Annotated in this window: 17 protein-coding genes; 10 read left to right on the forward strand and 7 right to left on the reverse strand. The window is 74.1% G+C overall.

Going from position 1 to position 24,288, the window contains the following annotated elements:
• Positions 1-49: 49 nt before the first annotated feature.
• Positions 50-538 (reverse strand): MarR family winged helix-turn-helix transcriptional regulator, encoded by a 489-nt coding sequence (locus NHG27_RS09285; RefSeq protein ID WP_497016079.1) that lies wholly within the window; start codon positions 536-538, stop codon positions 50-52.
• Between the two features lie 73 nt (positions 539-611).
• Here NHG27_RS09285 and NHG27_RS09290 point away from each other — a divergent pair, with 73 nt between their 5' ends.
• Positions 612-1,967 (forward strand): FUSC family protein, encoded by a 1,356-nt coding sequence (locus tag NHG27_RS09290; RefSeq protein WP_497016081.1) that lies wholly within the window; start codon positions 612-614, stop codon positions 1,965-1,967.
• Here NHG27_RS09290 and NHG27_RS09295 read toward each other — a convergent pair.
• The 4 genes from NHG27_RS09295 to NHG27_RS09310 all read right to left on the reverse strand — a co-directional run bounded on the left by NHG27_RS09295 (position 1,945) and on the right by NHG27_RS09310 (position 6,908).
• Positions 1,945-2,571: a GrpB family protein gene (locus tag NHG27_RS09295; RefSeq protein WP_497016082.1), complete on the reverse strand. Its 627-nt coding sequence runs from the start codon at positions 2,569-2,571 to the stop codon at positions 1,945-1,947. The two genes, NHG27_RS09290 and NHG27_RS09295, sit on opposite strands and share 23 nt — an antisense overlap.
• 159 nt (positions 2,572-2,730) lie before the next feature.
• Positions 2,731-3,990, reverse strand: coding sequence for an RNA 5'-3' helicase PhoH2 (gene phoH2 / locus NHG27_RS09300; protein ID WP_407671875.1), 1,260 nt, complete (start codon positions 3,988-3,990; stop codon positions 2,731-2,733).
• A 530-nt stretch (positions 3,991-4,520) separates the two neighbouring features.
• Complete coding sequence (locus tag NHG27_RS09305; protein WP_497016084.1) at positions 4,521-6,224, reverse strand: DHA2 family efflux MFS transporter permease subunit; 1,704 nt, start codon at positions 6,222-6,224, stop codon at positions 4,521-4,523.
• A gap of 78 nt (positions 6,225-6,302) precedes the next feature.
• Positions 6,303-6,908: a PadR family transcriptional regulator gene (locus NHG27_RS09310; protein WP_497016160.1), complete on the reverse strand. Its 606-nt coding sequence runs from the start codon at positions 6,906-6,908 to the stop codon at positions 6,303-6,305.
• Positions 6,909-7,403: 495 nt separating this feature from the next.
• Between NHG27_RS09310 and NHG27_RS09315 the strand changes: the two genes are divergently transcribed.
• The 5 genes from NHG27_RS09315 (at position 7,404) to NHG27_RS09335 (ending at position 13,710) form a co-directional block, all read left to right on the forward strand.
• A complete protein-coding gene (locus NHG27_RS09315) occupies positions 7,404-8,432 on the forward strand; it encodes a formylglycine-generating enzyme family protein (protein WP_497016161.1) in 1,029 nt (342 codons plus the stop codon).
• Positions 8,433-8,436: 4 nt separating this feature from the next.
• A complete protein-coding gene (locus NHG27_RS09320; protein WP_193719593.1) occupies positions 8,437-8,997 on the forward strand; it encodes a DUF1697 domain-containing protein in 561 nt (186 codons plus the stop codon).
• 128 nt (positions 8,998-9,125) lie between these two features.
• Positions 9,126-10,523 (forward strand): Na+/H+ antiporter NhaA, encoded by a 1,398-nt coding sequence (nhaA, locus tag NHG27_RS09325; RefSeq protein WP_497016086.1) that lies wholly within the window; start codon positions 9,126-9,128, stop codon positions 10,521-10,523.
• Positions 10,524-10,600: 77 nt separating this feature from the next.
• Positions 10,601-11,761: a hypothetical protein gene (locus NHG27_RS09330; RefSeq protein ID WP_497016087.1), complete on the forward strand. Its 1,161-nt coding sequence runs from the start codon at positions 10,601-10,603 to the stop codon at positions 11,759-11,761.
• Positions 11,762-11,832: 71 nt separating this feature from the next.
• A complete protein-coding gene (locus NHG27_RS09335; RefSeq protein ID WP_497016088.1) occupies positions 11,833-13,710 on the forward strand; it encodes an alpha/beta hydrolase in 1,878 nt (625 codons plus the stop codon).
• 88 nt (positions 13,711-13,798) lie between these two features.
• On the opposite strand, the gene NHG27_RS09340 is transcribed toward NHG27_RS09335, so the two are convergent.
• Positions 13,799-15,958, reverse strand: coding sequence for a catalase (locus tag NHG27_RS09340; RefSeq protein WP_193719589.1), 2,160 nt, complete (start codon positions 15,956-15,958; stop codon positions 13,799-13,801).
• Positions 15,959-16,290: 332 nt separating this feature from the next.
• On the opposite strand from NHG27_RS09340, the gene metG reads away from it, so the two are divergent.
• Complete coding sequence (gene metG / locus NHG27_RS09345; protein WP_497016090.1) at positions 16,291-17,877, forward strand: methionine--tRNA ligase; 1,587 nt, start codon at positions 16,291-16,293, stop codon at positions 17,875-17,877.
• A gap of 13 nt (positions 17,878-17,890) precedes the next feature.
• On the opposite strand, the gene NHG27_RS09350 is transcribed toward metG, so the two are convergent.
• A complete protein-coding gene (locus NHG27_RS09350; RefSeq protein WP_193719587.1) occupies positions 17,891-19,411 on the reverse strand; it encodes a helix-turn-helix domain-containing protein in 1,521 nt (506 codons plus the stop codon).
• Between the two features lie 178 nt (positions 19,412-19,589).
• On the opposite strand from NHG27_RS09350, the gene aceA reads away from it, so the two are divergent.
• The 3 genes from aceA to NHG27_RS09365 all read left to right on the forward strand — a co-directional run bounded on the left by aceA (position 19,590) and on the right by NHG27_RS09365 (position 24,265).
• Positions 19,590-21,023, forward strand: a complete 1,434-nt coding sequence (gene aceA / locus NHG27_RS09355; RefSeq protein ID WP_321575347.1) for an isocitrate lyase — start codon at positions 19,590-19,592, stop codon at positions 21,021-21,023.
• A gap of 108 nt (positions 21,024-21,131) precedes the next feature.
• Positions 21,132-22,871 carry a malate synthase A gene (gene aceB / locus NHG27_RS09360; RefSeq protein WP_497016092.1) on the forward strand — a complete coding sequence of 580 codons (1,740 nt, stop codon included), beginning with the start codon at positions 21,132-21,134 and terminating at the stop codon, positions 22,869-22,871.
• 785 nt (positions 22,872-23,656) lie between these two features.
• Entirely contained in the window at positions 23,657-24,265 is a 609-nt protein-coding gene (locus NHG27_RS09365) for a hypothetical protein (protein WP_497016093.1), read from the forward strand.
• The last annotated feature ends 23 nt before the right edge of the window (positions 24,266-24,288 follow it).

The raw sequence follows: 24,288 nt of genomic DNA on the forward strand, positions 1-24,288 counted from the left end.
GTGCTGACACCCGGCCCACGCCGTTCGTCGTCCCGGGCCGGGGACGGCGTCAGTACTCGACGGGGTCCACGCGGCGCAGCACGATCGCGAGCAGCTCGGCGAGGCGCGTGCGCTCGTCGTCGGTGAGCCCGTCGAGCGCGGCACGCTCGCGGTCGAGCTGGGCGGGGAAGAGCTCGTCGACGAGCCGGGTCCCCTCCTCGGTGAGCGAGAGCAGCACACCCCGGCGGTCGCGCTCGACGACGGTCCGCTCGACGAGGCCTTCGCGTTCGAGGTGGTCGAGGCGCTTGCTGATCGAGGCACCGGGGGCCCGGGTGATGGTCGTGACCTCGCGGGCCCGCAGGGGGCGGCCGGCGCGTCGGAGCGCGGTGAGGACCTCGAGCTCGGGGCGGGTCAGCGACCGCTGCGCGAGCACCGTGTCGCTCGACTCCGCCAGGAGCGCCGCGATGCGGGTGATCCGGCCGATCGAGTCGATGGGCGACACGTCGACGTCGGGCATCTGCTGCGCCCACTGCTCGCGCAGGCGTTCCACGTAGTCCACGGCACCAGGGTAGGGCCTCGGCGCAGATAGTTCACTTGTGAAACATCTTCGAACGAAGCGTATCCTCGAAGAGATGCCACTCTCCTCCCCCCTCACCACCGCTGCGCCCGGCCACACCCCCACCGACCAGCGCCCACCCGACCACGGCTCTCCCGTGCGCACCGCGGCGCGCGAGGTCCTCGACCCCGCGCACCTGCGTGCGGCCCTGCGGCTCACCTCGGTCGACGCGACGCTCGCCGCGGCCCTGCTCTGCGGAGCGAGCGTCGCGATCGCCCTGGTGATCGCCGCCACGAGCGGCCACCAGGACCTCGCAGGCTTCGCGGCCCTCGGAGCGCTCACGTCGCTCTACGGACGGTTCGACCCGTACCGGCGCCGGGCGGCGCTGCTCACGCTCGTGGGCGTGGCCATGGTCGGGTCGATCCTCCTCACGTCCGCGGTCACGGCCGCAGGCGCCCCCACCTGGGTCGCGCTCGGGGTGGTCGCCCTGCTCGCGGGCGGGATGACCGCGCTGTGCCAGCTCCTGCGCACCGGGCCACCCGGCGCGACCATCGTGGTCTTCGCCGCCGGTGCCGGGCTCGCCGGCGCCCCCACGTTCGCCGACCTCGCCCCGCGCGGCCTCGCCGGGCTCCTGGGCGTGGCCGTCGCCTGGGTCGTGTGCCTCGCCGGCTTCCTGTTCCGTCCCAGCGGACCGGCCCGGCTCGCGGTGCGCCGCGCGACCCTCGCCGCCGAGGCCGCCGCCCTCGCGCCCGACGACCGCGGCGCCGTCGGGCGGGCGCACGACGCCGTGGCCCTCGCACGGCGCGTCCTCGCCGACGACGCCTCCCACCGACGCACGCGCGCCACCGCGCTGCGGCTCGCCGACGACCTCTCCGGGGCCGCCGGGACGCCCGCCGACCTGCCGCCACGCCTGACGCTGCGCGCGACCGCGCGCGAGTCCCTCACCGGGAGCGCAGGCTGGCGGCTGCGCTCGCTCCGCGTGACGCTCGCCGCGGCGGTCGCGGCCGCGGTCGCGCACGTCGCCGGGTTCGGCCACCCCGCCTGGGCCGCGATGGGCGCGACCGCGACCCTCCAGGGCACGACGACGCAGCACGCCGTGGTCCGCGCGCTCCAGCGCGCGCTCGGCACGGTCGTCGGCGCCCTGGTCGCGTGGCCGCTGCTCGACGCGCACCTCGGCTTCTGGGCGACCGCGGCGCTCGTCGTCGCGCTGCAGGTCGTGACCGAGATCGTCGTCGGACGCCACTACGGCCTCGCGATGCTGACCATCACGCCCATGGCGCTGCTCATGACGTCGCTCGGCGGGTCGGGCGAGGGCATCGCGCTCGACCGGGCCCTCGACACGGCCGTGGGCGCGGTGGTCGGCGTGCTGGCCGTCGTGCTCGTCCACGCGCGGCGTGGCGCGTCCCGCGTCAGCGGTACGGCGCGGACCTGACCGGCCCGCCGACGGCCCGCACCCTGCGCTCGAGCTCGTCCTGGACCTCGTCGAAGAACACCGTCTTGGCGCGCGTGTAGTCGTCGTAGTCCTCGTCGGCGGCGTGCTCGTGCGCGAGCCGCCGCTTCAGGCCCTCGTACTGCGTGCGCCGGCCCGCGTCCTCTCGCAGCAGGTCCCGGAGGGCGACCGTGTACGCGGCCCAGGGCGAGTCGGCCCGGCGGACGTGGAGGATCGCCGCCGGCGCCTCCGACACGAAGAGCGCCTTACGCCAGACGAGCGGGTCGTCCGGGCGTGAGGTCCCCCGCGGGACGTCGGCCGTGACCCCCGGGGAGTCCGGACGGCTCCCCCGCGCCCGGACGAACGTCGTCGCGCGCAGCGCGTCCTCGTAGTCCTCGACGGCCACGAGGACCGGGACGCGCACCTGCAGGTCCAGGAACGGCTTGGCGGCGAGGCCGGGCACGGCCGTGGACCCGATGTGGTCGTAGGCCATGCCCTGCGCCCCGTCCAGGACGGCGAAGGCGGACCGCACGACCGCGAGGAGCCCCACCGCCTGCTCGCCCCAGGCGGGATCCGGCGGGACGAGGGCTGCGGGGCCTGGGCTCATCCGTCGATGATGCCGTGCCGTCGCGCCGCGGCCCGTCCCGACTCGCCCGCCGGGCGCGACGGGCGCGACGGGTGAGATGGGCGCGCGCCGGTGCCGGGCTCGCTCGCGCCGCGTCGTGGCCCCGAGGCACGCGCACCGGGGCCACGACGGGCGCCGGGCTCAGACCTCGATGCTCTCCAGCATCTCCGTCACGAGCGCCGCGACGGGCGAGCGCTCGGAGCGCGTCAGGGTCACGTGCGCGAACAGCGGGTGCCCCTTGAGCGCCTCGATCACCGCGGCGACGCCGTCGTGCCGCCCGACGCGCAGGTTGTCACGCTGCGCGACGTCGTGCGTGAGGACGACCCGGGAGGACTGCCCGATGCGCGAGAGCACGGTCAGCAGGACGTTGCGCTCGAGGGACTGGGCCTCGTCGACGATGACGAACGCGTCGTGGAGCGAGCGCCCCCGGATGTGGGTCAGGGGCAGGACCTCCAGGACGTCACGGTCCACGATCTCGTCCATGACCTCCGTGGACACGAGCGCCCCCAGGGTGTCGAACACCGCCTGCGCCCACGGGTTCATCTTCTCGGCCTCGGAGCCCGGCAGGTAGCCGAGCTCCTGGCCGCCCACGGCGTACAGGGGGCGGAAGACCATGATCTTGCGGTGCTGCCGCTTCTCGAGCACCGCCTCGAGGCCCGCGCACAGCGCGAGCGCGGACTTGCCCGTGCCGGCACGCCCGCCGAGCGACACGATCCCGATCTCCTGGTCGAGCAGCAGGTCGATCGCGATGCGCTGCTCGGCCGAGCGCCCGTGCACGCCGAACACGTCCTGGTCGCCCCGGACGAGCTGCACGTGCTTGTCGGCCGTGACCCTGCCCAGCGCAGAGCCCCGCGGCGAGTGGACCACGAGCCCGGAGTGCACCAGGAGCGGCTCGGCGGCCGCGACCGTGGCGGCGTCGAGCGCCGAGAGCTCGACCGACTCGTGCTCCCACAGGTCGGCCATCTGCTCGTCGCTCACGTCGATCTCGCCCATGCCGGTCCAGCCCGAGTCGATCGCGAGCTCGGCCCGGTACTCCTCGGCACGCAGCCCCACGGCGGAGGCCTTGACCCGCATGGGCAGGTCCTTGGACACCACGGTCACGTCGCAGCCCTCGCTCGCGAGGTTGGCCGCGACCGAGAGGATGCGCGTGTCGTTGTCACCCAGGCGGAACCCTGCGGGGAGCACCGTCGGGTCCGTGTGGTTGAGCTCGACGCGCAGCGTCCCGCCCACGGCCCCCACGGGCAGCGGGGCGTCGAGACGCCCGTGCCTGACCCGCAGGTCGTCGAGCATGCGCAGCGCGCTGCGGGCGAAGTACCCGAGCTCGGCGTGGTGCCGCTTGGCCTCGAGCTCGGTGATGACGACGACGGGCAGGACGACGTCGTGCTCGGCGAACCGCAGCATGGCTCGCGGATCGGACAGGAGCACGGACGTGTCGATGACGAAGGTGCGACGCCCGGCAGGGGTCGGTTCAGGGGACTCGACGGTGACGTCGGGTGCAGCTCCAGAAGCAGGGGCGGTTCGGACCACAGCAGGCTCCCTCCGGCGCGCGGCGCCGTTCTCGCTGGGTAGGGCAGGCGACCGGCCGACGAAGGGCCGGTGCCGGCCCTCCTGCACGGAGCGAAGACTCCATCGGACGGCCTCCCGGAGGACGACGTGTGTCGTCCGTCACGTTCGAAACTACGCCCGTGCGGTTCTCCCGTGTCGAGGCAACACGCCGTGCGTCCGAGATGTCACGAGCTGTTCACGTGAGCGTCCCGCCCGCCCCCTGGGACGGGGCGGGCGGGACGCGGCTGAGGGGCGGTGCCGGGCGGGGCCGGCGGGGCACCTGCGCCCGGCACGGCGCGAGCCGGCCCGACGACGGCGCTCGCGTGCCGCCGTCGGGCCCGGTCCGCCGTGGTCCGCACGGCAGGGCGCCCCGCGGACCGGTGCGCTCAGTCCGCGTGCGCGACGTGCGTGGCACGCATGCTGAGCGCCGCGACGAGCCCGATCACGAGGACCCCCGCCGTGACGAGCAGGGTCTGGCCGACCGCGAGCGAGAACCCCTGGTGCAGCGCGGTGGTCGCGGCCTGGCGGATCTGCTCGGCGGCCTCGGGCGGGATGCCCGCAGGCAGCTCCATGCCCTGCGCTCCCCCGGTGAGCGAGCCGCCCGCCGCGGCGAACCCGTCGACGAACTGCTGGCGGAGCTCGGCAGGCAGGGCCGCCGACGCGTCGCGCGCGGCGGCCGGCAGGGTCGCCGAGAGCCTGCTCGTGAGCGTCGCGACGATCGCGGCCGAGCCGATCACGCCGCCCACCTGGCGGAACGTGTTGAACGCGCCCGCGCCCGCCCCGGCCGTGCGGTGGTCGAGCCCCGAGGTCGCGAGGTTCGCGAGCGGCGAGAACAGCGCGCCCGTCCCGATCCCGAACAGGGTCATGGGCGCGACGATCGCCCAGACGCTCGCGTCGGGCGTCGCCGCGACGCTCAGCCACACGACCGAGGCCGAGAGCAGCGCGAAGCCCGAGGCCACGACCCACTTGCCCGGGACCCGGTCCGAGAGGCGGCCCGCGAACGGCGCCACGACGCCGGACACGAGCGAGCCGGGCAGGTTGATGAGCGCCGCCTCGAGGGGAGAGAGACCCAGGATCGACTGCAGGAAGATCGTCAGCGGGAAGAAGATCCCGATCATGCCGAACGACACGGCCATGCCGGACACGTTCGCGAGCGAGAAGTTGCGCGAGTGGAACAGCGTGAGCGGCAGGAGCGCGCGCTCACCGAGGTGCCGCTGCCACAGCACGAACGCCGCGAGCACCAGGACGCCCAGGCCGATGATCGTCCAGATGCTCAGCGGGCCCACGACCGTGCCCCAGTGGTACGTCTCGCCCTCCTGCAGGCCGAACACGAACAGGAACAGCCCCACGATCGAGAGCGCGACGCCGATCATGTCGAAGCTGCGCTTGCTGGTCGGCAGGGACGGCAGGCTGCGCAGGGCCAGGACCAGGGCCACGACCCCCACGGGGATGTTGACGAAGAAGATCCACTCCCAGCCCCAGGTCTCGACGAACACGCCGCCGAGCAGCGGGCCCGCGATGGTCGCGACGCCCGCGACCGCGCCCCACAGCCCCATCGCCGCACCGCGCTGACGCGGCGGGAAGACGCGCGTGATCATCGACATGGTCTGCGGGGTCATGAGCGCGGCACCCACGCCCTGGACCGCGCGGGCCACGATGAGCATCTCGACGGACCCGGAGAGCCCGCACCACAGCGAGGAGAGCGTGAAGACGACGAGCCCCAGGACGAACACGGGCCTGGGGCCGAACCGGTCACCCAGGCGACCGGCCAGCAGGAGCAGCACCGCGTACGTGAGCAGGTAGGCGCTGTTGACCCAGCCCACCGCGGTCAGGGTCGTGTCGAACGTGTCGACGAGCGTGGGCACCGCGATGTTCACGATCGTGGTGTCGACCATGATCATGAAGAAGCCCAGGCACAGGGCCGGGAGGATGCTCCACGGGCTGCGCCCGCCGAGGTCGACGAGCGGGGGTCCGGCGGGAGCGCCCGACGCGGGGCCCGCGGGAGCGGTGGCCGTGGCCGACGGCGCCGCAGCGCTCGACGCCGGGTCACCGGTCGCGGGCAGGCTCCCTGAGGGAGGGGTCGTGGTCATGGGGTCCTCTGAGGTCGGAGAAGTGTGTTCGGGAGGCTGCGCGAGCAGCCGCTCGCCGGGCGCGATCCCGGCGGAAGGTCAGGGCACGTGGTCCGTGGCCTGGGCCCGCGAGCGGGCGGCGACGAAGTCGCGGAAGGACTGCGGGACGGGTTCGTCCCAGTCCAGGGCGCCGGAGTCGAGGTCGGCCAGCAGGCCGTCGAGCCAGGTGAGCTCCGACTCGATCCGGTGGAGGTCGTGCTCGACGTCGAGCAGGAGGCGACGGGGCAGCCCGTGGCTCCGCACGTCGTCGTACCTGCGGGTCCAGGCGGTGAGCTCGTCGGCCAGCGCGGCGCGACGGGCACGCAGCGCCGTGAGGGCGCTCGCCCGGTCGATCGCGTGGGCCTGGGACAGTGCGAGCGGGAACCAGGGGTGCTCGCGCCGCGGCGCACCGAGCAGCCGGGCCGTGCGGGCCGCGAAGACCTCGCGTCCTGCATCGGTCAGGCGGTAGGTGGTCCGCTGGGGCCGGTTGCCCTCGCGGTCGGTGCCGACGACCTCGACGAGCCCGTCGGACTCGAGCCGTTCCATGGCGTGGTAGACCGAGCCCGGGGTGATGCTCGCGAGCCGGTCGTCGCCCCGCTGCTTGAGCGTCTGGTGGACCTGGTAGGGGTGCATGGGCTGCTCGTGGAGCAGCCCGAGGAGGAGCAGGGCGGCAGCGGAGAGCTCCTTGCGTGCCGTGTCGCCTCCTCGTGCTCACCCCTGACGGAATACTCCGGCTGGAATATACGCCTCGGGCAACGGTCTGGTCGAGGGGGTTCGCCCTCCCGTGAGCGGCATCACGGCGAGCACCCGGACCGCCCGGGCTGCGCGTCCCCCGGAGGTCCGGGGCTGACGGACGCACGTGCCCGGCGCTAGGGTCGGGGGAAGCAGCCCGGGGCTCCCCTGTCGGACGGGTGTCGTCGCAGGTCAGAGCGACGACTGCACCATCCTGGGGAGGCCTTGCGCACGCCGGGTCCCGGCCGCCGACGACACCGGGACGGCATCGAGGACGAGCTCGACACGAGGAGACGCATGGACAGGACAGCGGGCACGGCGCAGGCAGCGCGCACGACAGGTGGACCGAAGGGTGAGACGCCGCTCGCGCACGCCGACGCCCCGGCCGGGCTCTCGCCCCTGGTCCCCCTGCCGGGCGGCTCGTTCCGCATGGGCTCGACCGAGTTCTACCCCGACGAGGCGCCGGCCCACGAGGCGACGGTCGCCGCGTTCGAGATCGAGGCGCACCCCGTGACCAACGCGCAGTTCGCCGCGTTCGTCGCCGCGACGGGGTACGTGACCGTCGCCGAGCGCGCGCTCGACCCCGCCGACTACCCCGGCGTCGCGACCGAGGACCTCGTGCCCGGAGCGCTCGTGTTCACGCCCACGACCGGCCCCGTCGACCTCGCGGACTCGCAGCAGTGGTGGCGGTGGCGACCCGGCGCACGGTGGGACGCGCCGCACGGGCCGGGCACGTCGGTCGAGGGCCGCGAGGACCACCCGGTCGTGCAGGTCTCGTTCGCGGACGCCCAGGCGTACGCGACGTGGGCAGGACGGTCGCTGCCGACCGAGGCCGAGTGGGAGTACGCGGCCCGCGGTGGGCTCGACGGCGCCCGGTTCGCGTGGGGCGACGAGCACCGCCCGGACGGCGAGCTGCTCGCGAACCACTGGCAGGGCTCGTTCCCCCACCGCAACACGGGCGCGCAGGGGTGGGTCGGGACGAGTCCCGTCGGGACGTTCCCCGCGAACGGGTACGGCCTGGTCGACATGACGGGCAACGTCTGGGAGTGGACCACGTCGTACTACACGCCCGACCACGCCGGACGGGCGCGCTCGGCCGCCGAGGTCGCGGCGGCCCGCGCCGCCCTCACGGTCGAGATCCCCGCGTACGTCCTGACGGGCGCGGCGCAGGACGGGCCCGGCGAGCACCCCGACCGCGCGATCGCCGGGTCCGGCGACGCGCCGGACCCGCGTGCGGCCGCGAGCGCCGAACCCGGCTCGACGATCCCCCGCATGGTGCTCAAGGGCGGCTCGCACCTGTGCGCGCCGGAGTACTGCCTGCGCTACCGCCCCGCGGCCCGGTCGCCGCAGGCGGTCGACACCGCGACGAGCCACATCGGCTTCCGCTGCGTGGTGCGCCCTCCGGTCGCGGTGGCCCCCGCCGTGGCGCCCGTGTCCGCGCGCGACCTGCTGGGCTGAGCCCATGACGTCGGGGTTCGCCGTGCTCCTGCGGGGCGTCAACGTGGGCGGGGGCCGCAAGGTCCCGTCGGCGGACCTGCGCGCGGTCGCGCAGGACGCGGGGTTCGCGGGAGCGCGCACGCTCCTCGCGAGCGGGAACCTCGTCGTCGCGCCGGGGACGTCGGGGATCACGGGGCCCGACGACGTCACGCACCTCGTCCGCGCAGGCCTGCGCGAGCGGCTGGGTCTGGACGTCGACGTGCTCACGCTGACCGCTGCGGAGCTGGCGGCGGCGGTCGCGGACAACCCGTTCCCCGAGGCGGCCCGGGCGGATCCCTCCCACCTGCTGCTGGCCTTCCACCCCCACGCGCCCACGCCGGACCGGCTCGCCGCCCTGGACCCGGCGCGGTACGGCGTCGAGCACATGGCGTGGTCGGGGCGCGTGAGCTACACCTGGTACGAGGGCGGGGTCGGGACCTCGAGGCTGACGCCCGCGGTGCTGCTCCGGACGCTCGGGGTGTGGGGCACGGCGAGGAACTGGAACACCGTGACCCGGCTGGCCGCACTGGTGGAGGATCCGGGCTGACCGAGCCGGTCGGCCCGCCGTGCGCCACGGGCTCACCCGCCGAGCCACGCACCCCGTACGATGGGACGCTGGTGTGCCGGGAAGTCTGGTCGGCGTGACGTCGACGACCCCTCAACCGCAGGAGACCTGTGAGCACGCACGAGCACACCCCCACCCCGGACGAGACCCCCCGCGAGGCCTCCCCGTCGCCCGTCCCGGCCCACCCGCAAGGCGGCACGGGTGCCCCGACGGGCGCGACGGCGTCGGGCGACGTCCCTCCCGCGACCACCCGGCCGAGCGCCGCACGCCGCTGGAAGCGCTGGGTGACCCGCGAGACCACGGGTGGGGCGCTGCTGATCGGCGCCGCGGTCCTCGCGCTGCTGTGGGCCAACTCGCCCTGGCGTGCGGCGTACTTCGACCTCGCGGCCTTCACGATCGGCCCCGAGGCGCTGCACCTGGACCTCTCGCTGTCCACGTGGGCCGCCGACGGCCTGCTCGCGATCTTCTTCTTCGTCGTGGGCGTCGAGCTCAAGCAGGAGTTCGTCGCCGGCTCGCTGCGCAACCCGCGCGAGGCGGGCGTGCCCATGCTCGCGGCCGTGGGCGGCATGGTCGTGCCCGCGATCATCTTCGTGAGCGTCGCCCTGTGGGGCGGGGGCGCGGACGCCGTGCACGGCTGGGCGATCCCGACCGCGACCGACATCGCGTTCGCGCTCGCTGTCCTCGCGGTGTTCGGCCGCGGGCTCCCGACGGCGATCCGCACCTTTCTCCTGACGCTCGCCGTGGTCGACGACCTGCTCGCGATCGTCGTCATCGCCGTGTTCTACACCGACACCCTGCACTGGGCACCGCTGGGCGTCGCGCTCGTGGGCGTCGCGCTGTTCGCCGTCCTGGTGCGCCGCCGCCGCACGCGCTGGTGGCTCCTGCTGCCCCTCGCGGTCGTCGTGTGGGCGCTCGTCCACGCGTCCGGCATCCACGCGACCGTCGCGGGCGTCCTCCTCGGTTTCACGGTCCCCGCCCTCGCGATCCACGGCGAGCGGACCTCCCGGACCCACCGGTACGAGCACCGCATCAAGCCGATCTCCGCCGGGATCGCGCTGCCGATCTTCGCGTTCTTCGCGGCGGGCGTCTCGCTCGTCGACGGCGGCGGGATCGGGGAGATGATCGGCCAGCCCGTCGCGATCGGCATCATCGCCGGGCTCGTGATCGGCAAGGGCATCGGCGTGCTCGGCGTCACCGCGCTCGTCACGAGGCTCACGCCCCTGCGCCTGGCCCCCGGCATCGGGGTGCGCGACCTGCTGCCCGTGGGCCTGCTCGCGGGCATCGGCTTCACGGTCTCGCTCCTCATCGCCGAGCTGTCGTTCCCCGACACCGCGCACACCGAGTCGGCCAAGGCCGCGGTGCTCCTCGCGTCGGTCGCCTCGGCCCTGCTCGCCGCGACCGCGCTGCGGTGGGACGCCCGGCGCAAGCGGTCGGACGACATGAACGAGGACGGTCTGCCCGACGACGTCACGACATACATCGGCGACACCACGGACGACGAGCGCTGACCACGGGCCCGCCGGCACCGACGGGCACCGATGCGGACGGGACCTGCTGAGCGCGACCGTGCCTGCATTGAGGAGTCATGCGCGACTCCCTCGACCCGACCGACGCCCGCTCGTGCGAGGCCACGTGCGACGGGGACACCTGCCGCTGCTCGACCTCGACCGCCAGGCGACCCCGCAGCCGATCCGTCGGGTGGCGGCTCGTGGGTGTCGCCCTCGTCGTGACGCTCGTGAGCGCGACGGCGACCGTCCGCGGCGGCGACTCCCCGGCGTCCGCGACCGACGGCACCGCGGCGGTCGCCGTCGACACCCGGGACGCAGAGCGCGCGCAGGCGCACGCCCGGGCCACCCGGCTCGTCGAGCGCGCGGTGCTCACCCACGAGCGGTCCGCCGGCAAGGTCGACGAGGTCCTGCGCAGCGCCCTGGACCGCGCGACCGGCGACGTGACCGCCCAGGCCGCGAGCACGGCACAGGCACCGCGCCCCCTCCTCGTCCGGAGCCTCGTGCGGCTCCGCGCCGCCGTCGAGCGCACCGAGCGCCTCGACGCCCAGGTCCGCCAGGAGGCCGCCCGGTACGACGTCGAGCAGGCAGAGGCCGCCGCCGCGGAGGCCGCGCGGATCGAGGCGGAACGGCTCGAGGCCGAGCGGCTCGCCGCAGAGCAGGCCGCAGCAGCCGAGGCAGCCGCGGCGGAGGCCGCGCGCGTCGCGGCCGAGAAGGTGGCGGCGGAGCAGGCCGCAGCGGCGAAGCGCGCCGCCGACGAGCAGGCCGCCCGCGCCGCGGTCGCGGAACAGGCTGCCACGCCCGCGGCACCGGCTGCCCCGGCCCGCTCGATCCGTGAGGTCGGCGAAGCGACCCTGCGCGGGCTCCCCGGCAACGGCGGGGTCTCGCTCTCGTGGGACGACCCCGGCCTCGCCGGCCACCTCGGCGGCGTGTGGAAGGGCAACACGTCGACCATCCTGGTCAACGCGACCCGGCTGGGCGACCAGACGTCGAAGACCAAGGACGTGATCCGCCACGAGATGGCACACATCTACCAGGGGCGCCTCATGGCGGCGCACGGGATGTCGTGGTCGCAGATCGACGGCCTCATGGCAGGGGCGTTCGGCAGCAACGCGAGCGAGAAGGTCGCCGACTGCGTCGCGCTCCGCTTCGGCGCCTCGTGGGTCAACTACACGAGCGACTGCTCGGGCGCCGACAAGCAGGCATGGGTCGACGGCCTCATCGGCGGCTACCTGCCGTGAGCGTCGCGGGCCCCGCGGGGCCCGCCTCGCTCGCGGTGGCGCGATCCCCCCAGCCCCGTACGATCGCAACCGTGCAGCCAGACGCCACGCGCCGGTCCGAGGACGCCCCGAGCGACCGGGCGGCGAGCGCCGCCCGGACCACGGTCCGCCCCCTGGCGACGACCACGCCCGACCCCACCCCAGCGACCGCAGGCCCGCCCCCCGGCGCGGACCCGAGCGCCCGGCCGCCGCTGCGCCGTCGGGCCTGGGCGTGGCTCCAGCACTACCTCCGACGTTTCTCCACGACCGGGCTCGTGCTCGCCCTGCTGTTCTTCTGCTACTCGCTCACGCCCTCGCTCATCCCCCGCGCCTGGTACTACCAGGCGCTCATCACGGGCATGAGCATGGTCGGCGGGTACGGGATCGGCGCGTTCGTCGAGTGGTTCGCCCTCAAGGTGGGGCTGCGGATCCGCTGGAGCCCGCGCGTGAGCCGCATCGCCTGGTGGGTCCTCGGCGCCGCGACCCTCGTCCTGGTGCCGCTCTTCCTGGTCCTCGGCGCGCGCTGGCAGCACGAGCTGCGCGCCCTGTTCGGCATGCCCGAGCAGGCGCCCGCCAACGACGTCGTCGTCGTGTTCGTCGCGGTCCTCGTCGCGCTCGCCGTGCTCCAGGTCGCCCGAGCGCTGCGCCGCGTCGCGCAGTGGGTCAGCCTGCTCGTCGACAACGTCGTGCCCAAGCCCGTCGCCCGGTTCCTGAGCGGCCTGATCGTCGCGGTCGTCGTGGTGCTGCTGTTCAACGGCGTCATCTGGGCCGGCGTGCTGCACATGCTCAACAACGTCTACGCGACCGCCAACGAGAAGATCGACCCCGACCTCACGCCGCCCACGTCCCCCGACCGCTCGGGCTCGCCCGGGTCCGGCTCGTCCTGGGAGTCGCTCGGCGCCGAGGGGCGCCGGTTCGTGGCGCTGGGCCCGACGCAGGCCGAGCTGACCGAGTTCGCCGCGGGCGGCGACGTGATCGACCCGGCCGACGTCCGCGAGCCCATCCGCGTGTACGCGGGCCTCGACCCCGCGGGCGACCTCGAGGCGACCGCGCAGCGCGTGGTCGACGAGCTCGACCGCACGAACGCCTGGGACCGCTCGGTCCTGGTCGTGGCCACCACGACGGGCACCGGCTGGGTGGACCCCGGCATGAGCAGCTCGCTCGAGCTCATGCACGGCGGCGACACCGCGATCGCCTCGATGCAGTACTCCTACCTGCCGAGCTGGATCAGCTTCGTGGGCGACCGCAGCACCCCGCCCGACGCCGGCAAGGCCCTCTACGAGGCCGTGTACCAGGCGTGGTCCGCCCAGCCCGCGGACTCACGGCCGCAGCTCATGGCGTTCGGCATCTCGCTCGGCTCGTTCGGCGCGCAGGGCGCGTTCAGCGGGCTGCAGGACATGACGACCCGCACCGACGGCGCGATGTTCGTGGGCACGCCCAACTTCACGCCCAACTGGACGCACTTCACGACGAACCGCGACCCCGGCTCGCTCGAGTACTCGCCCGTGTACGAGGAGGGACGCCAGGTCCGCTGGGGCACCGAGGTGTCGAGCGCTGCCAACGTCTGGGACGTGCCGGGCACGTGGGAGACCCCACGCGTCGTGTACGTCCAGCACGCGTCCGACGGGGTCACGTGGTGGTCCCCCGCGACCCTCTGGTCCGAGCCCGACTGGATGCGCGAACCCCGCGGCCCCGACGTGCTCGACGCCGTCGAGTGGCGGCCGTTCGTCACGTTCTGGCAGCTCACGGGCGACCTCTTCGTCGCCGCCGCCTCCGACATCCCGCCCGGCCACGGGCACGTCTACTACCTCGAGTACGCGGACGGCTGGTCGGCGCTCAACGCCCCCGACGGGTGGGACGACGCCGACACCGCCCGGCTCAAGGACCTGATGCGGGCCGAGCAGACGACGATCGAGAGCTCGACGAGCTGAGCAGCCCCTCCCGGCCCGACGGCGGAGCGCACCTCCCGCGGGAAGGCGCGTTCCGTCGTCGGGCCGGGTGGGGCGTGGCCCGGGGCCGCTACCAGGCCTGCGTGCCAGCGGCCTCGAGCGCCGAGAGCCTGCCCCACGCGCGGTGCAGACCCACGGCCTCGACCAGGCGGTCGAGGAGGTCGTCGGTCAGCGCCACGGACGTCAGGACACCCTCGGCCTCGGTGTCGATCCCGGCGGCGACCAGGACGTCCACCCCGTCACCCCAGGCCGCGATCGCCTTGCCGTGGCGGAAGGCCTCCTCCAGCACCGTCCGCGTCCGCGGGTGCGCCGCGAGCGCCGACCCGGCGGCCCCGTCGGCGATCACCACGGCGTCGAGCTCGATCGAGCGGACCGTCGCGGGAGTGCGGTCCACCGCGAGCGCGCCGTCCCCGGCCCCTACCGTCCCGCCGTGCGACGCGACCACCTTGAGCAGGGCCTGCGTGGCCTCGACACGCTCCCGCAGGGCCCCGAACCCGTCGCCCGCGCCGTCACCCACGAAGACGCCGACGTTCCTCCCCGCGATCGGCCCGGGCACGTCGCTGACCTCCGAGATCGCGGCCGTTCGCGTGACGCCGTCGGGCTCGCCCGCCCCCGGGCCCTCGCCCGCACCCTCGCGACCGTCGCCCGGCTCGCCCTCGGGGACCGCCAGGCCCAGGCCTGCGGCGACGCGCGCGACCAGGTCGGCGTCGATCTTCGCCAGGGCCCGCAGCTGGTGCACCCGGACGTCCTCGCTCTCGCACTTGCCGAGCTCGAACGTGTAGGCGGCCACGGTCTGCGTCTGCTCGATCGGCGTGAGCGAGTTCCAGAACATGCGCGGCTGCGTGAAGTGGTCGGCGAACGACACGGGGTTCTCCCGGACCTTCTCGCCCGCCACCGGGGTCGGGAGCGTCACGAACACCCCCGGGTCGCTCACGGGGCACACCGCCGGGAGGCCGCCGGCCAGGGAGTTCGGCTGGTACGTCCCGAGCCCCTCGTGGACCGCGGTCTGGTGCATCCCGTCACGCAGCATGTCGTCGACGGGAGCGTGCGGGCGGTTGATAGGGAGCTGCGCGAAGTTCGGTCCGCCCAGGCGGCTGATCTGCGTGTCCAGGTAGGAGAACAGGCGCCCCTGGAGCAAGGGGTCGTTGGTGACCTGGATCCCGGGCACCAGGTGGCCCGGGTGGAACGCGACCTGCTCCGTCTCGGCGAAGTAGTTCGACGGGTTCGCGGTGAGCCGCAGCCGCCCGACCTTCTGCACCGGGCACAGCTCCTCGGGCACGATCTTGGTCGGGTCCAGGAGGTCGATGCCCATGAACGTCTCGTCCGGGGTGTCGGGCATGACCTGCAGGCCCAGCTCCCACTCGGGGAACGCGCCCGCCTCGATCGCGTCGGCCAGGTCGCGCCGGTGGAAGTCGGGGTCGAAGCCCGCCGCGAGCTGCGCCTCCTCCCAGACCATGTTGTGCACGCCTGCCACGGGCTTCCAGTGGAACTTCACGAGCGAGGTCTCGCCCGCCGCGTTCTCCATGCGGAACGTGTGGACCCCGAACCCCTCGGTCGTCCGGTACGACGCCGCGAGCCCGCGCGGCGACATGACCCACATGGTCGTGTGCTGGGCCTCGGTGTGCCGGGACACGAAGTCCCAGAACGTGTCGTGCGCGCTCTGCGCCTGCGGGATCTCACGGTCCGGCTCGGGCTTGACCGCGTGGATCAGGTCCGGGAACTTGATCGCGTCCTGGACGAAGAACACGGGGATCACGTTGCCGACCAGGTCGTACACGCCCTCGTCGGTGTAGAACTTCGTCGAGAAGCCCCGGACGTCACGCACCGTGTCCGCCGAGCCCCGCGACCCCGCGACCGTCGAGAAGCGGACGAAGACCTCGGTCTCCGTGCCCTCCTGCGCGAGGAAACCCGCCTTGGTGACCGCCGAGGCGTTCCCGTACGACGTGAAGACGCCGTGCGCGGCAGCTCCCCGTGCGTGCACGACCCGCTCCGGGATGCGCTCGTGGTCGAAGTGCGTGATCTTCTCGCGCAGATGATGGTCCTCGAGCAGCACCGGGCCGCGAGGTCCGGCCTTGAGCGAGTGGTCCGTGTCATGGACGCGCAGCCCCTGGGCCGTGGTCAGCCGGTCGCCCTGCTGGGCGCGGGGGTCCGGGTCCCGCTGGTCGGCCGGGACGCCCGTGGGGCTCACGTCCGCCGGAGGTGCCTGGTCGGGGGTTCGTCGCGCACTCATGGAAATTCCCTTCGGTCGGGGCATCGGCTCGTCGACCCGGGGACCGCCGGTCGCTCGTGGCGCCCGGCACCCTCGGGCCCGCCACCGTAGGCACGGCCCTCGACGGCTCGCACGCGGGCGCCGGGAGCCCCTCCCCCGCTCCCGGACCCTGCTAGGGTCGGGCCATGAGCTGCTCGTCGACCGTCATGATGCGCCCCACCCGGGGCCCCTCGTGATGCGCTGACCACGCGCTCCACCACCCAAGGCCTCGCTGCAGCGAGGCCTTTCGTGCGTCCGGGCCCGGTGCGGTCGAGGTACCACAGCAGACACGCACCGCAGTGAGGAACCTTCCCATGCCCACCTCGACCGCCCAGGCAACCAGCCGCCCCACCTTCTACGTCACGACGGCGATCCCCTACGTCAACGGCGACCCGCACCTCGGCCATGCGCTCGAGCTCGTCCAGACCGATGTCCTGGCCCGCCACGCGCGACTGCGCGGGCGCCCGACCCGATTCCTGACCGGCACCGACGACCACGCCCTGAAGAACGTGGCGGCCGCCCGGGCCGCAGGCCGCACCGTCGGGGAGTTCGTCACCGAGCGCGTCCAGGACTTCCGGGACCTGCGCTCCGCGCTGTCGCTGTCCACGGACGACTTCCTGTCGACGTCGGCCGACCCCCGCCACCGACCGGGCGTCGAGGCACTGTGGCGGCGCTGCGCCGAGGCGGGCGACTTCTACCGCCGCTCCTACGACGGCCTGTACTGCGCGGGCTGCGAGCAGTTCTACGCCCCCGAGGAGCTCGACGCCTCGGGCCGCTGCGGCGAGCACGCACCTCTGCCCGAGCACGTCGTCGAGGAGAACTGGTTCTTCCGTCTCTCGCGCCACGCCGCCCGGGTCCGCGACGAGATCGCGTCGGGGCGCGTGCGCGTCAACCCGGCCGCCAAGCGCAACGAGGTCCTCGCGTTCCTCGATGCCGGGCTCGAGGACTTCAGCGTCTCGCGGCCCGCGACCCGCTCGGACGGGTGGGGCGTCCCCGTCCCGGGCGACCCGTCGCAGGTGGTCTACGTGTGGTGGGACGCGCTGACCAACTACGTCACCGCGCTGGGCTACGGCTCCGACCCGGCCGATCCGGGCGCCGCGGACGACTACCGCGCCTGGTGGTCCGGTGGCGACGAACGCGTGCACGTGATCGGCAAGGGCATCACGCGCTTCCACGCGGTCTACTGGCTCGCGCTCCTGCTCTCGGCGGGCGAGCCGCTGCCCACCACGATCCACGTGCACGACTACGTCACGGCCGGGGGCGCCAAGCTCGCCAAGTCCGCAGGCACCGCGGTGCACCCCGTCAGGCTCGTGGACGCTTACGGCACCGACGCGCTGCGCTGGTGGTTCGCGCGCGAGGTCCCGCTCCTGGGCGACGCCGAGTTCACGATCGAGCGTCTCGTGGCCCGGCACGACGACGAGCTCTCGAACGGCGTGGGCAACCTGGTCAACCGCACGCTCACGCTCGTGCACCGGTCCCGGGACGGCGTCGTGCCCGCGCTGCCCCACGCCCTGGCGACGGGACCCGGCGAGCTGGGCTCCGCCGTCGGGCAGGTGCAGGAGACCGTGGACGCCGCCCTCGCCGATGACGACCTGCGGGCCGCGACCGGGGCCGTGCGGCGCATCGTCGACGCGGCCAACCGGTACCTGAACGCCGAGAAGCCGTGGGAGCTCGCGGTGCGCGAGCGGGCCGGGGAGCCCGGCGCGGGCGAGCGGCTCGACGAGGTCCTCGCGCGGCTCGTCGAGGCGTGCCGCGTGGTGGCCGCCGAGCTCTCGCCGTTCGTGCCCGATGGCGCCGCGCGCCTGCGCGAGCAGCTCTTCCCGGCCGCGACGGCAGACAGGCAGGCGGCCGGGCGTGACCGCGTGGGCCCGCCCGTGCCGACCTTCCCCCGCCTGGCCTGACCCGCGTCCCGACTCACCGCAGGGCCGGCGCGTGCGCCTCCAGGAACCGGAACACCTCGGTCTGGTCCACGCCCGGGAACGCCCCCACGGGCATCGCGGCGAGCATGCTCGCGTGCGGGCGAGCGCTCGGCCACGACCGGTCCGCCCAGCGCTCGGTCAGCGCGGCGGGCGGGCGTCGGCAGCACGACTCGTCGGGGCAGCGCGAGACCGTCCGCTCGGTCGTCTCACGCCCGCGGAACCACTTGACGTGCCCGAACGGCACGCCCACGCTCACCGAGAACTGGCCGTCGTCGGAGTCCTGCACGCGCGAGGTGCACCAGTACGTGCCGGTCGGGGTGTCGGTGTACTGGCTGAACGGGCTCAGGCGGTCCTCGACCGCGAAGACCGTGCGGGCGGTCCAGTTCCGGCACACGTACTGGCCCTCGACCGCGCCGAGCGGGTCCGCGGGGAAGCGCACGCCGTCGTTCTCGTAGGCCTTGTGGATGATCCCCGACTCGTGGATCTTCATGAAGTGCACGGGCACGCCCAGGTGGGTCGTGGCGAGGTTCGTGAAGCGGTGGGCCGCGGTCTCGTAGGACACCGAGAACGCGTCGCGCAGGTCCTCGACCGAGATCGACCGGTCGTCCTTGGCCTCCTTGAGGAGCTTGACGGCGTCGCGCTCGGGCAGCAGGAGCGCGGCCGACAGGTAGTTGGCCTCGACGCGCTGGCGCAGGAACTCGCCGTAGTCGCGCGGCTCGTGGTGTCCCAGGACGTGCGAGGCGAGCGCCTGGAGCAGGGCCGAGCGCGGGTCGCTCGACGCGCGCGTGCCCGTGCTCGGCAGGTAGACGCGGTGGTGGCGCAGGTCGATGACCGAGCGGGTCGAGTGCGGCAGGTCGTGCACGTAGTGCAGCGAGAAGCCCAGGTGGGTCGCGAGGTCCGCGGCCACACGCTGCGACATGGGTCCGCGGGCGTGCCCGACGCCGTCGAGCAGCTCGCGCGCGGTCGTCTCCAGCTCGGGGAAGTGGTTGTCCTGGGCGCGCATGGTCGCACGGAGCTCGGTGTTGGCGCGGCGAGCCTCCTCGGGGGTGGCGGCCCGCTCGGTGTGCAGGCGCTCGAGCTCGCGCTGGAGGCCCACGATGGCCTCGAGCGCGTCGCTCGGGAGCGACTTGCCGACCCGCACCGCTCCCAGCCCGAGCGAGGCGAACAGGGGGCCGCGCTGTGCGCGCTCGAGCTCGATCTCGAGGGCCGCGCGGCGGGTGGGCGGCTCGGCCGAGAGCAGGTCCTCGACGCTCGCGCCGAGGGCCCGGGCGATGGCCTGGAGCTGGGAGAACTTGGGTTCGCGACGGCCGTTCTCGATCACGGACACCTGCGAGGGCGCGCGGCCGATCGCGGCGCCGAGCTCGTCGAGGGTCATGCCGCGCTCGGTCCGCAGGTGCCGGACGCGGCGCCCGATCGTGAGGGCGTCGGCCTCCTCCTCGACGGGCAGCGTGCCGACGGGCGGCGCCTCGCCGAGCCGTACGGGGATCTTCCGAGCCGACCGGGGGTCAGTTGCCATGACTGAGGGTGACACACGTCACTCCTTGCGCACAACAGAAGAAGTGGAGTTCTTCTGCCAAGGAAGTCCTTGTGGACCCCTTGCGTGGCGAAGGAAGGTCGTTCCACGGCCACCGCTCCTCCCGAGCGGGACGCCGGATCGAGTACCACCGCACGCAACGAAGCTCTGGAGGCACCCCGTGACCACCCCGCCCATCATCAGCCGCCGCTCCGAGAACGAGTACGCGACGCCGCGCACCGCGTCCGCCCGGGCAGAGTCCGTCACGACCCCCGTCGCGCCCTCTGGCCACACCCCCGGGCACGCACCGACACGCCCCGGCGACCAGCGTCAGTCCGCCGCCGACCTCGCCCTGTCCTGGTCGACCGACCCCCGCTGGGCCGACGTGCAGCGCGACTACACGGCCGAGGACGTCGTGGCCCTGCGCGGCTCGGTGCGCGAGGAGCGCACCCTGGCCCGCCGCGGCGCGGAGAAGCTGTGGGACCTCATCCACACCGAGGAGTGGGTCGCCGCGCTCGGCGCCATGACCGGCAACCAGGCCGTGCAGCAGGTGCGCGCTGGTCTCAAGGCCATCTACCTCTCGGGCTGGCAGGTCGCGGCCGACGCCAACCTGTCGGGCCAGACGTACCCCGACCAGTCGCTCTACCCCGCCAACTCGGTCCCGGCCGTCGTGCGCCGCATCAACAACGCCCTCCTGCGCGCCGACCAGATCGAGACGGCCGAGCGCGCCGGCTCCTCCGCGGGCGCCACGCCCGAGCGTGACTGGCTCGCCCCCGTCGTCGCCGACGCCGAGGCAGGCTTCGGCGGTCCCCTCAACGCCTACGAGCTCATGCACTCGATGATCGAGGCCGGCGCGGCGGGCGTGCACTGGGAGGACCAGCTCGCGTCCGAGAAGAAGTGCGGCCACCTGGGCGGCAAGGTCCTCGTCCCGACCTCGCAGCACATCCGTACCCTCAACGCGGCCCGCCTCGCCGCCGACGTCGCGGGCGTCCCGACCGTCATCATCGCCCGCACCGACGCGCTCGCCGCGGACCTCATCACGTCCGACGTCGACCCCCGCGACCAGGAGTTCCTCACGGGCGAGCGCACGGCCGAGGGCTTCTACCGCACGCGCCCGGGCATCGACACCGTCGTCTCGCGCGGCCTGGCCTACGCCCCCTACGCCGACCTCATCTGGGTCGAGACGGGCGAGCCGGACCTCGAGCTGGCCCGCCGGTTCGCCGAGACCATCCACGCGCAGCACCCCGACAAGAAGCTCGCGTACAACTGCTCGCCGTCGTTCAACTGGAAGAAGCACCTCGACGACGCCCAGATCGCGAGCTTCCAGAAGGAGCTCGCCGCGATGGGCTACGCGTTCCAGTTCATCACCCTGGCCGGCTTCCACGCCGTGTCCCACTCCATGTTCGAGCTCGCCCGCGGGTACAACGACCGCGCGATGAGCGCCTACGTCGAGCTGCAGGAGGCCGAGTTCGCCTCCGAGTCCGACGGCTACACGGCCACCCGCCACCAGCGGGAGGTCGGCACCGGCTACTTCGACCGGGTCGCCACGGCACTCAACCCCGACAGCGCCACCCTCGCGCTCGCCGGCTCCACCGAGACCGCCCAGTTCCACTAAGCCTCGCCGCCTCGCCGACGTAGAGGTCTCGTCGTCGAGGGAGAGCGCCCCGGCTCTCTCCCTCGACGCCCCGCCTCCACCTCGCGGCACAGACCATCGGAGCACGCCATGCCCATCACCCTCACCACGCACCCCTCCGGCCCGACGGCGGAGCGCACCCCGTCCGGTCGGCCCACCTCCGCGCGGCGCGCGACGCCGTCGGGCACCCTGGACGTCACCGGACACCTCGGCGAGCGCTACCGCGAGATCCTGACCCCGGACGCCCTCGGCTTCCTCACCGCGCTGCACGACCGGTTCCTCGCCGCCCGCCACGGGCTGCTCATGGACCGCCAGCAGCGCCGCCAGGACGTCGCCGACGGGATCGACCCCGACTTCCCCGCCGCGACCCGGCCCGTGCGCGACGACCCGTCGTGGCGCGTCGCCGGCTCGCACGGTGCCCCCGGCCTGGAGGACCGCCGCGTCGAGATCACGGGCCCGACCGACCCCAAGATGGCGATCAACGCCCTCAACTCGGGCGCCAAGGTGTGGCTCGCCGACCAGGAGGACGCGTCGTCCCCCACGTGGCGCAACGTCATCGAGGGCCAGCTCGCGCTCCACGACGCGATCCGCGGGACGCTCGCGTTCACGTCCCCCGAGGGCAAGCAGTACGCGCTGCGCTCGACCGAGCTGACCGACCTGCCGACCATCGTGTTCCGGCCCCGCGGCTGGCACCTGATCGAGAAGCACCTGCGCTACGTCGACCGCGCGGGCGTGGCCGTCTCGGCCTCGGCGTCGCTCGTCGACTTCGGGCTGTACTTCTTCCACAACGCGCGCGAGCTCGTCGAGCGCGGCCGCGGACCGTACTTCTACCTGCCCAAGCTCGAGGGCTACCGCGAGGCGCGCGTCTGGAACGACGTGTTCGTGTTCGCGCAGGAGTACCTGGGGATCGAGCAGGGCACGATCCGCGCGACCGTGCTCGTCGAGACCCTGCCCGCCGCGTTCGAGATGGAGGAGATCCTGTACGAGCTGCGCGACCACTGCGCAGGGCTCAACGCAGGCCGCTGGGACTACCTGTTCTCGGTCATCAAGTCGTTCCGCACGCGCGGCGACCAGTACGTCCTGCCCGACCGCTCGCAGGTGCCCATGACCGCCCCGTTCATGCGCGCCTACACCGACCTGCTCGTCGCGACGTGCCACAAGCGCGGGGCGCACGCGATCGGCGGCATGAGCGCGTTCATCCCCGACCGCCGCCGCCCCGACGTGACCGAGAAGGCGTTCGAGCAGGTCCGCACCGACAAGCGGCGCGAGGCCGGCGACGGGTTCGACGGCACGTGGGTCGCGCACCCCGACCTCATCCCCGTGGCGCGCGCCGAGCTCGACGCCGTGCTCGGAGACCGGCCGAACCAGGTCTCGCGCCTGCGCGACGACGTGACCGTGGGGCAGCACGAGCTGCTCGACATCGGGTCGGTCCGCCGCGCGGGCGCCACCGTCACGGCCGCCGGGCTGCGGTCCAACGTCTCGGTCGGCGTGCGGTACGTCGAGTCCTGGCTGCGTGGCGTGGGCGCCGCGGCGATCGACCACCTCATGGAGGACGCCGCGACCGCCGAGATCTCCCGCTCGCAGATCTGGCAGTGGATCGCGTCCGGCACGCGCACCGAGAACGGGGTGCCCATCACCCGGGCCCGCGTCGAGGCGCTGCTCGCCGAGGTCGTCGACGACCTGCCGCGCGGCGAGGGGAACCGGGTCGACGACGCCGCGCACGTGTTCCGGGCCGTGGCCCTCGCGGAGGACTTCCCGACGTTCCTGACCATCGGGGCGTACTCGCAGTTCCTGGTCGGGTCGGCCGTGGACGGGCCGCGCGAGGGCTGACCACCCTGGGGCGGCTGGCCGGCCGGCGGGTGCCGGTGCCGGTGCCGGTGCCGGTGCCGGTGCCGGTGCCGGTGCCGAGAACGAGGTTGTGGTCGTTATCGAGGGGATAGCGACCACAACCTCGTTCTCGCGTGCGTGGAACCTCGTGCTCGGCAGCGGCAGCAGGAGGGCAGCGGCCGCGGCCGCGGCGCAGAGCCTGGCCGGTCCGACGCCCTGGCCTGCACTGATACCCCTGGCGCGCGGCCGCTCTCCGGTGGGATGATCCGGGCGCGCGGCGCGCGAGCTGCCGAGCGACACCCTTCCCGGACCAGCCGGTCCCGTCGCACCGTGGAGCACCCGTGAGTGATCTGTTCGCCCCGCCCTCGTCGCCGATCCCGTCGCCGATCCCGACGCCGACCCCATCGCCGGGCACGCCCGTCGACGCGGTGCTGCCCGCACCGCACCAGCCGCCCGCACCGCACCAGCCCCTCCCGCAGCGGGCGTCGGCCCCTGGTCCTGACGACGGCTCCGCCCCTGGCCCTGGCCTGCAGAGCAGCGGCCCCGGCGCGCCGAGCAGCACTGCCCGGCTTCCGGCGAACGTCCTGCCCGTCACGCCAGGCGTCGCCCGGGGGTTCCCTCCGGCCGGCAGCAGCCCGCACCCTGGTCAGCCGTCACCACCCCCGGCCGCACCGGGCACGCCCCACCCGTACGGTCCCCCACGCCCCCACGCCCCGGGTCAGGGCCGCCCTGCGGGTGCCCCGGCGTACGGGGCGAGGCCGCCGGGTCCCTCGCGCGTCCTCGTCGGGGTGCTCGCGGGGATCGCGGGCCTGGTCGTCGGGGGCGTCGGCGCGACCGCGGTGACCCTGGCGGTCGTGGCGGGCAGCGAGCTCTTCGCGGACGCCGCGGCCGAGCCGCGGCCTGCTGGCCCGGTCCCCGACGAGGCGTGGGACGGACACGGCGACGACCAGGTCGCGGGCGAGGACGGAGGGACCTTCGACGACCCGTGGGCGCTCGAGGGCGAGGTGTACACCGACGAGTGGTCGGTCCTGCTCGAGCTCCCGCACGAGGCGACCGCCGAGATCCTCGCGCACAACGACGTCAACGTGGCACCGGCCGAGGGCATGGAGTACTGGATCGTCCCGGTCGACGCGATGTACGTCGGGCCGTCGAGCACCGTGACCGCCCACGGGTCGATCGACCTCTGGTTCGTGGACCGGGACGGCACCGAGTACGCGGAGGGCTGCGGCGACGTCCCCGACTCCCTCGTCGGCACGGGCCTGATCGGCACGGACGACTCGGCCCGGGGCAACGTCTGCCTCGAGGTCCCCGCGGGGGCGGACGGCCTGTGGGTCCTCGCGGTCGACGACTACATGCCGGTCCACCTGTCCACCGACGTGGCGATCACCGAGTCCTGAGGCAGCGCGCTCCTCGACGGCGC

Source organism: Oerskovia sp. 140933, assembly GCF_059651515.1.

What these genes read in the sequence shown, in the direction of transcription:
- NHG27_RS09315 (WP_497016161.1), top strand. Translation starts at nt 7,404, where the DNA reads ATGGGCTCGACCGAGTTCTACCCCGACGAGGCGCCGGCCCACGAGGCG.
- NHG27_RS09340 (WP_193719589.1), bottom strand. Translation starts at nt 15,958, where the DNA reads ATGAGTGCGCGACGAACCCCCGACCAGGCACCTCCGGCGGACGTGAGC.
- NHG27_RS09290 (WP_497016081.1), top strand. Translation starts at nt 612, where the DNA reads ATGCCACTCTCCTCCCCCCTCACCACCGCTGCGCCCGGCCACACCCCC.
- NHG27_RS09350 (WP_193719587.1), bottom strand. Translation starts at nt 19,411, where the DNA reads ATGGCAACTGACCCCCGGTCGGCTCGGAAGATCCCCGTACGGCTCGGC.
- NHG27_RS09320 (WP_193719593.1), top strand. Translation starts at nt 8,437, where the DNA reads ATGACGTCGGGGTTCGCCGTGCTCCTGCGGGGCGTCAACGTGGGCGGG.
- phoH2 (WP_407671875.1), bottom strand. Translation starts at nt 3,990, where the DNA reads ATGCTGCGGTTCGCCGAGCACGACGTCGTCCTGCCCGTCGTCGTCATC.
- NHG27_RS09295 (WP_497016082.1), bottom strand. Translation starts at nt 2,571, where the DNA reads ATGAGCCCAGGCCCCGCAGCCCTCGTCCCGCCGGATCCCGCCTGGGGC.
- NHG27_RS09330 (WP_497016087.1), top strand. Translation starts at nt 10,601, where the DNA reads ATGCGCGACTCCCTCGACCCGACCGACGCCCGCTCGTGCGAGGCCACG.
- aceB (WP_497016092.1), top strand. Translation starts at nt 21,132, where the DNA reads ATGCCCATCACCCTCACCACGCACCCCTCCGGCCCGACGGCGGAGCGC.
- metG (WP_497016090.1), top strand. Translation starts at nt 16,291, where the DNA reads ATGCCCACCTCGACCGCCCAGGCAACCAGCCGCCCCACCTTCTACGTC.
- NHG27_RS09305 (WP_497016084.1), bottom strand. Translation starts at nt 6,224, where the DNA reads ATGACCACGACCCCTCCCTCAGGGAGCCTGCCCGCGACCGGTGACCCG.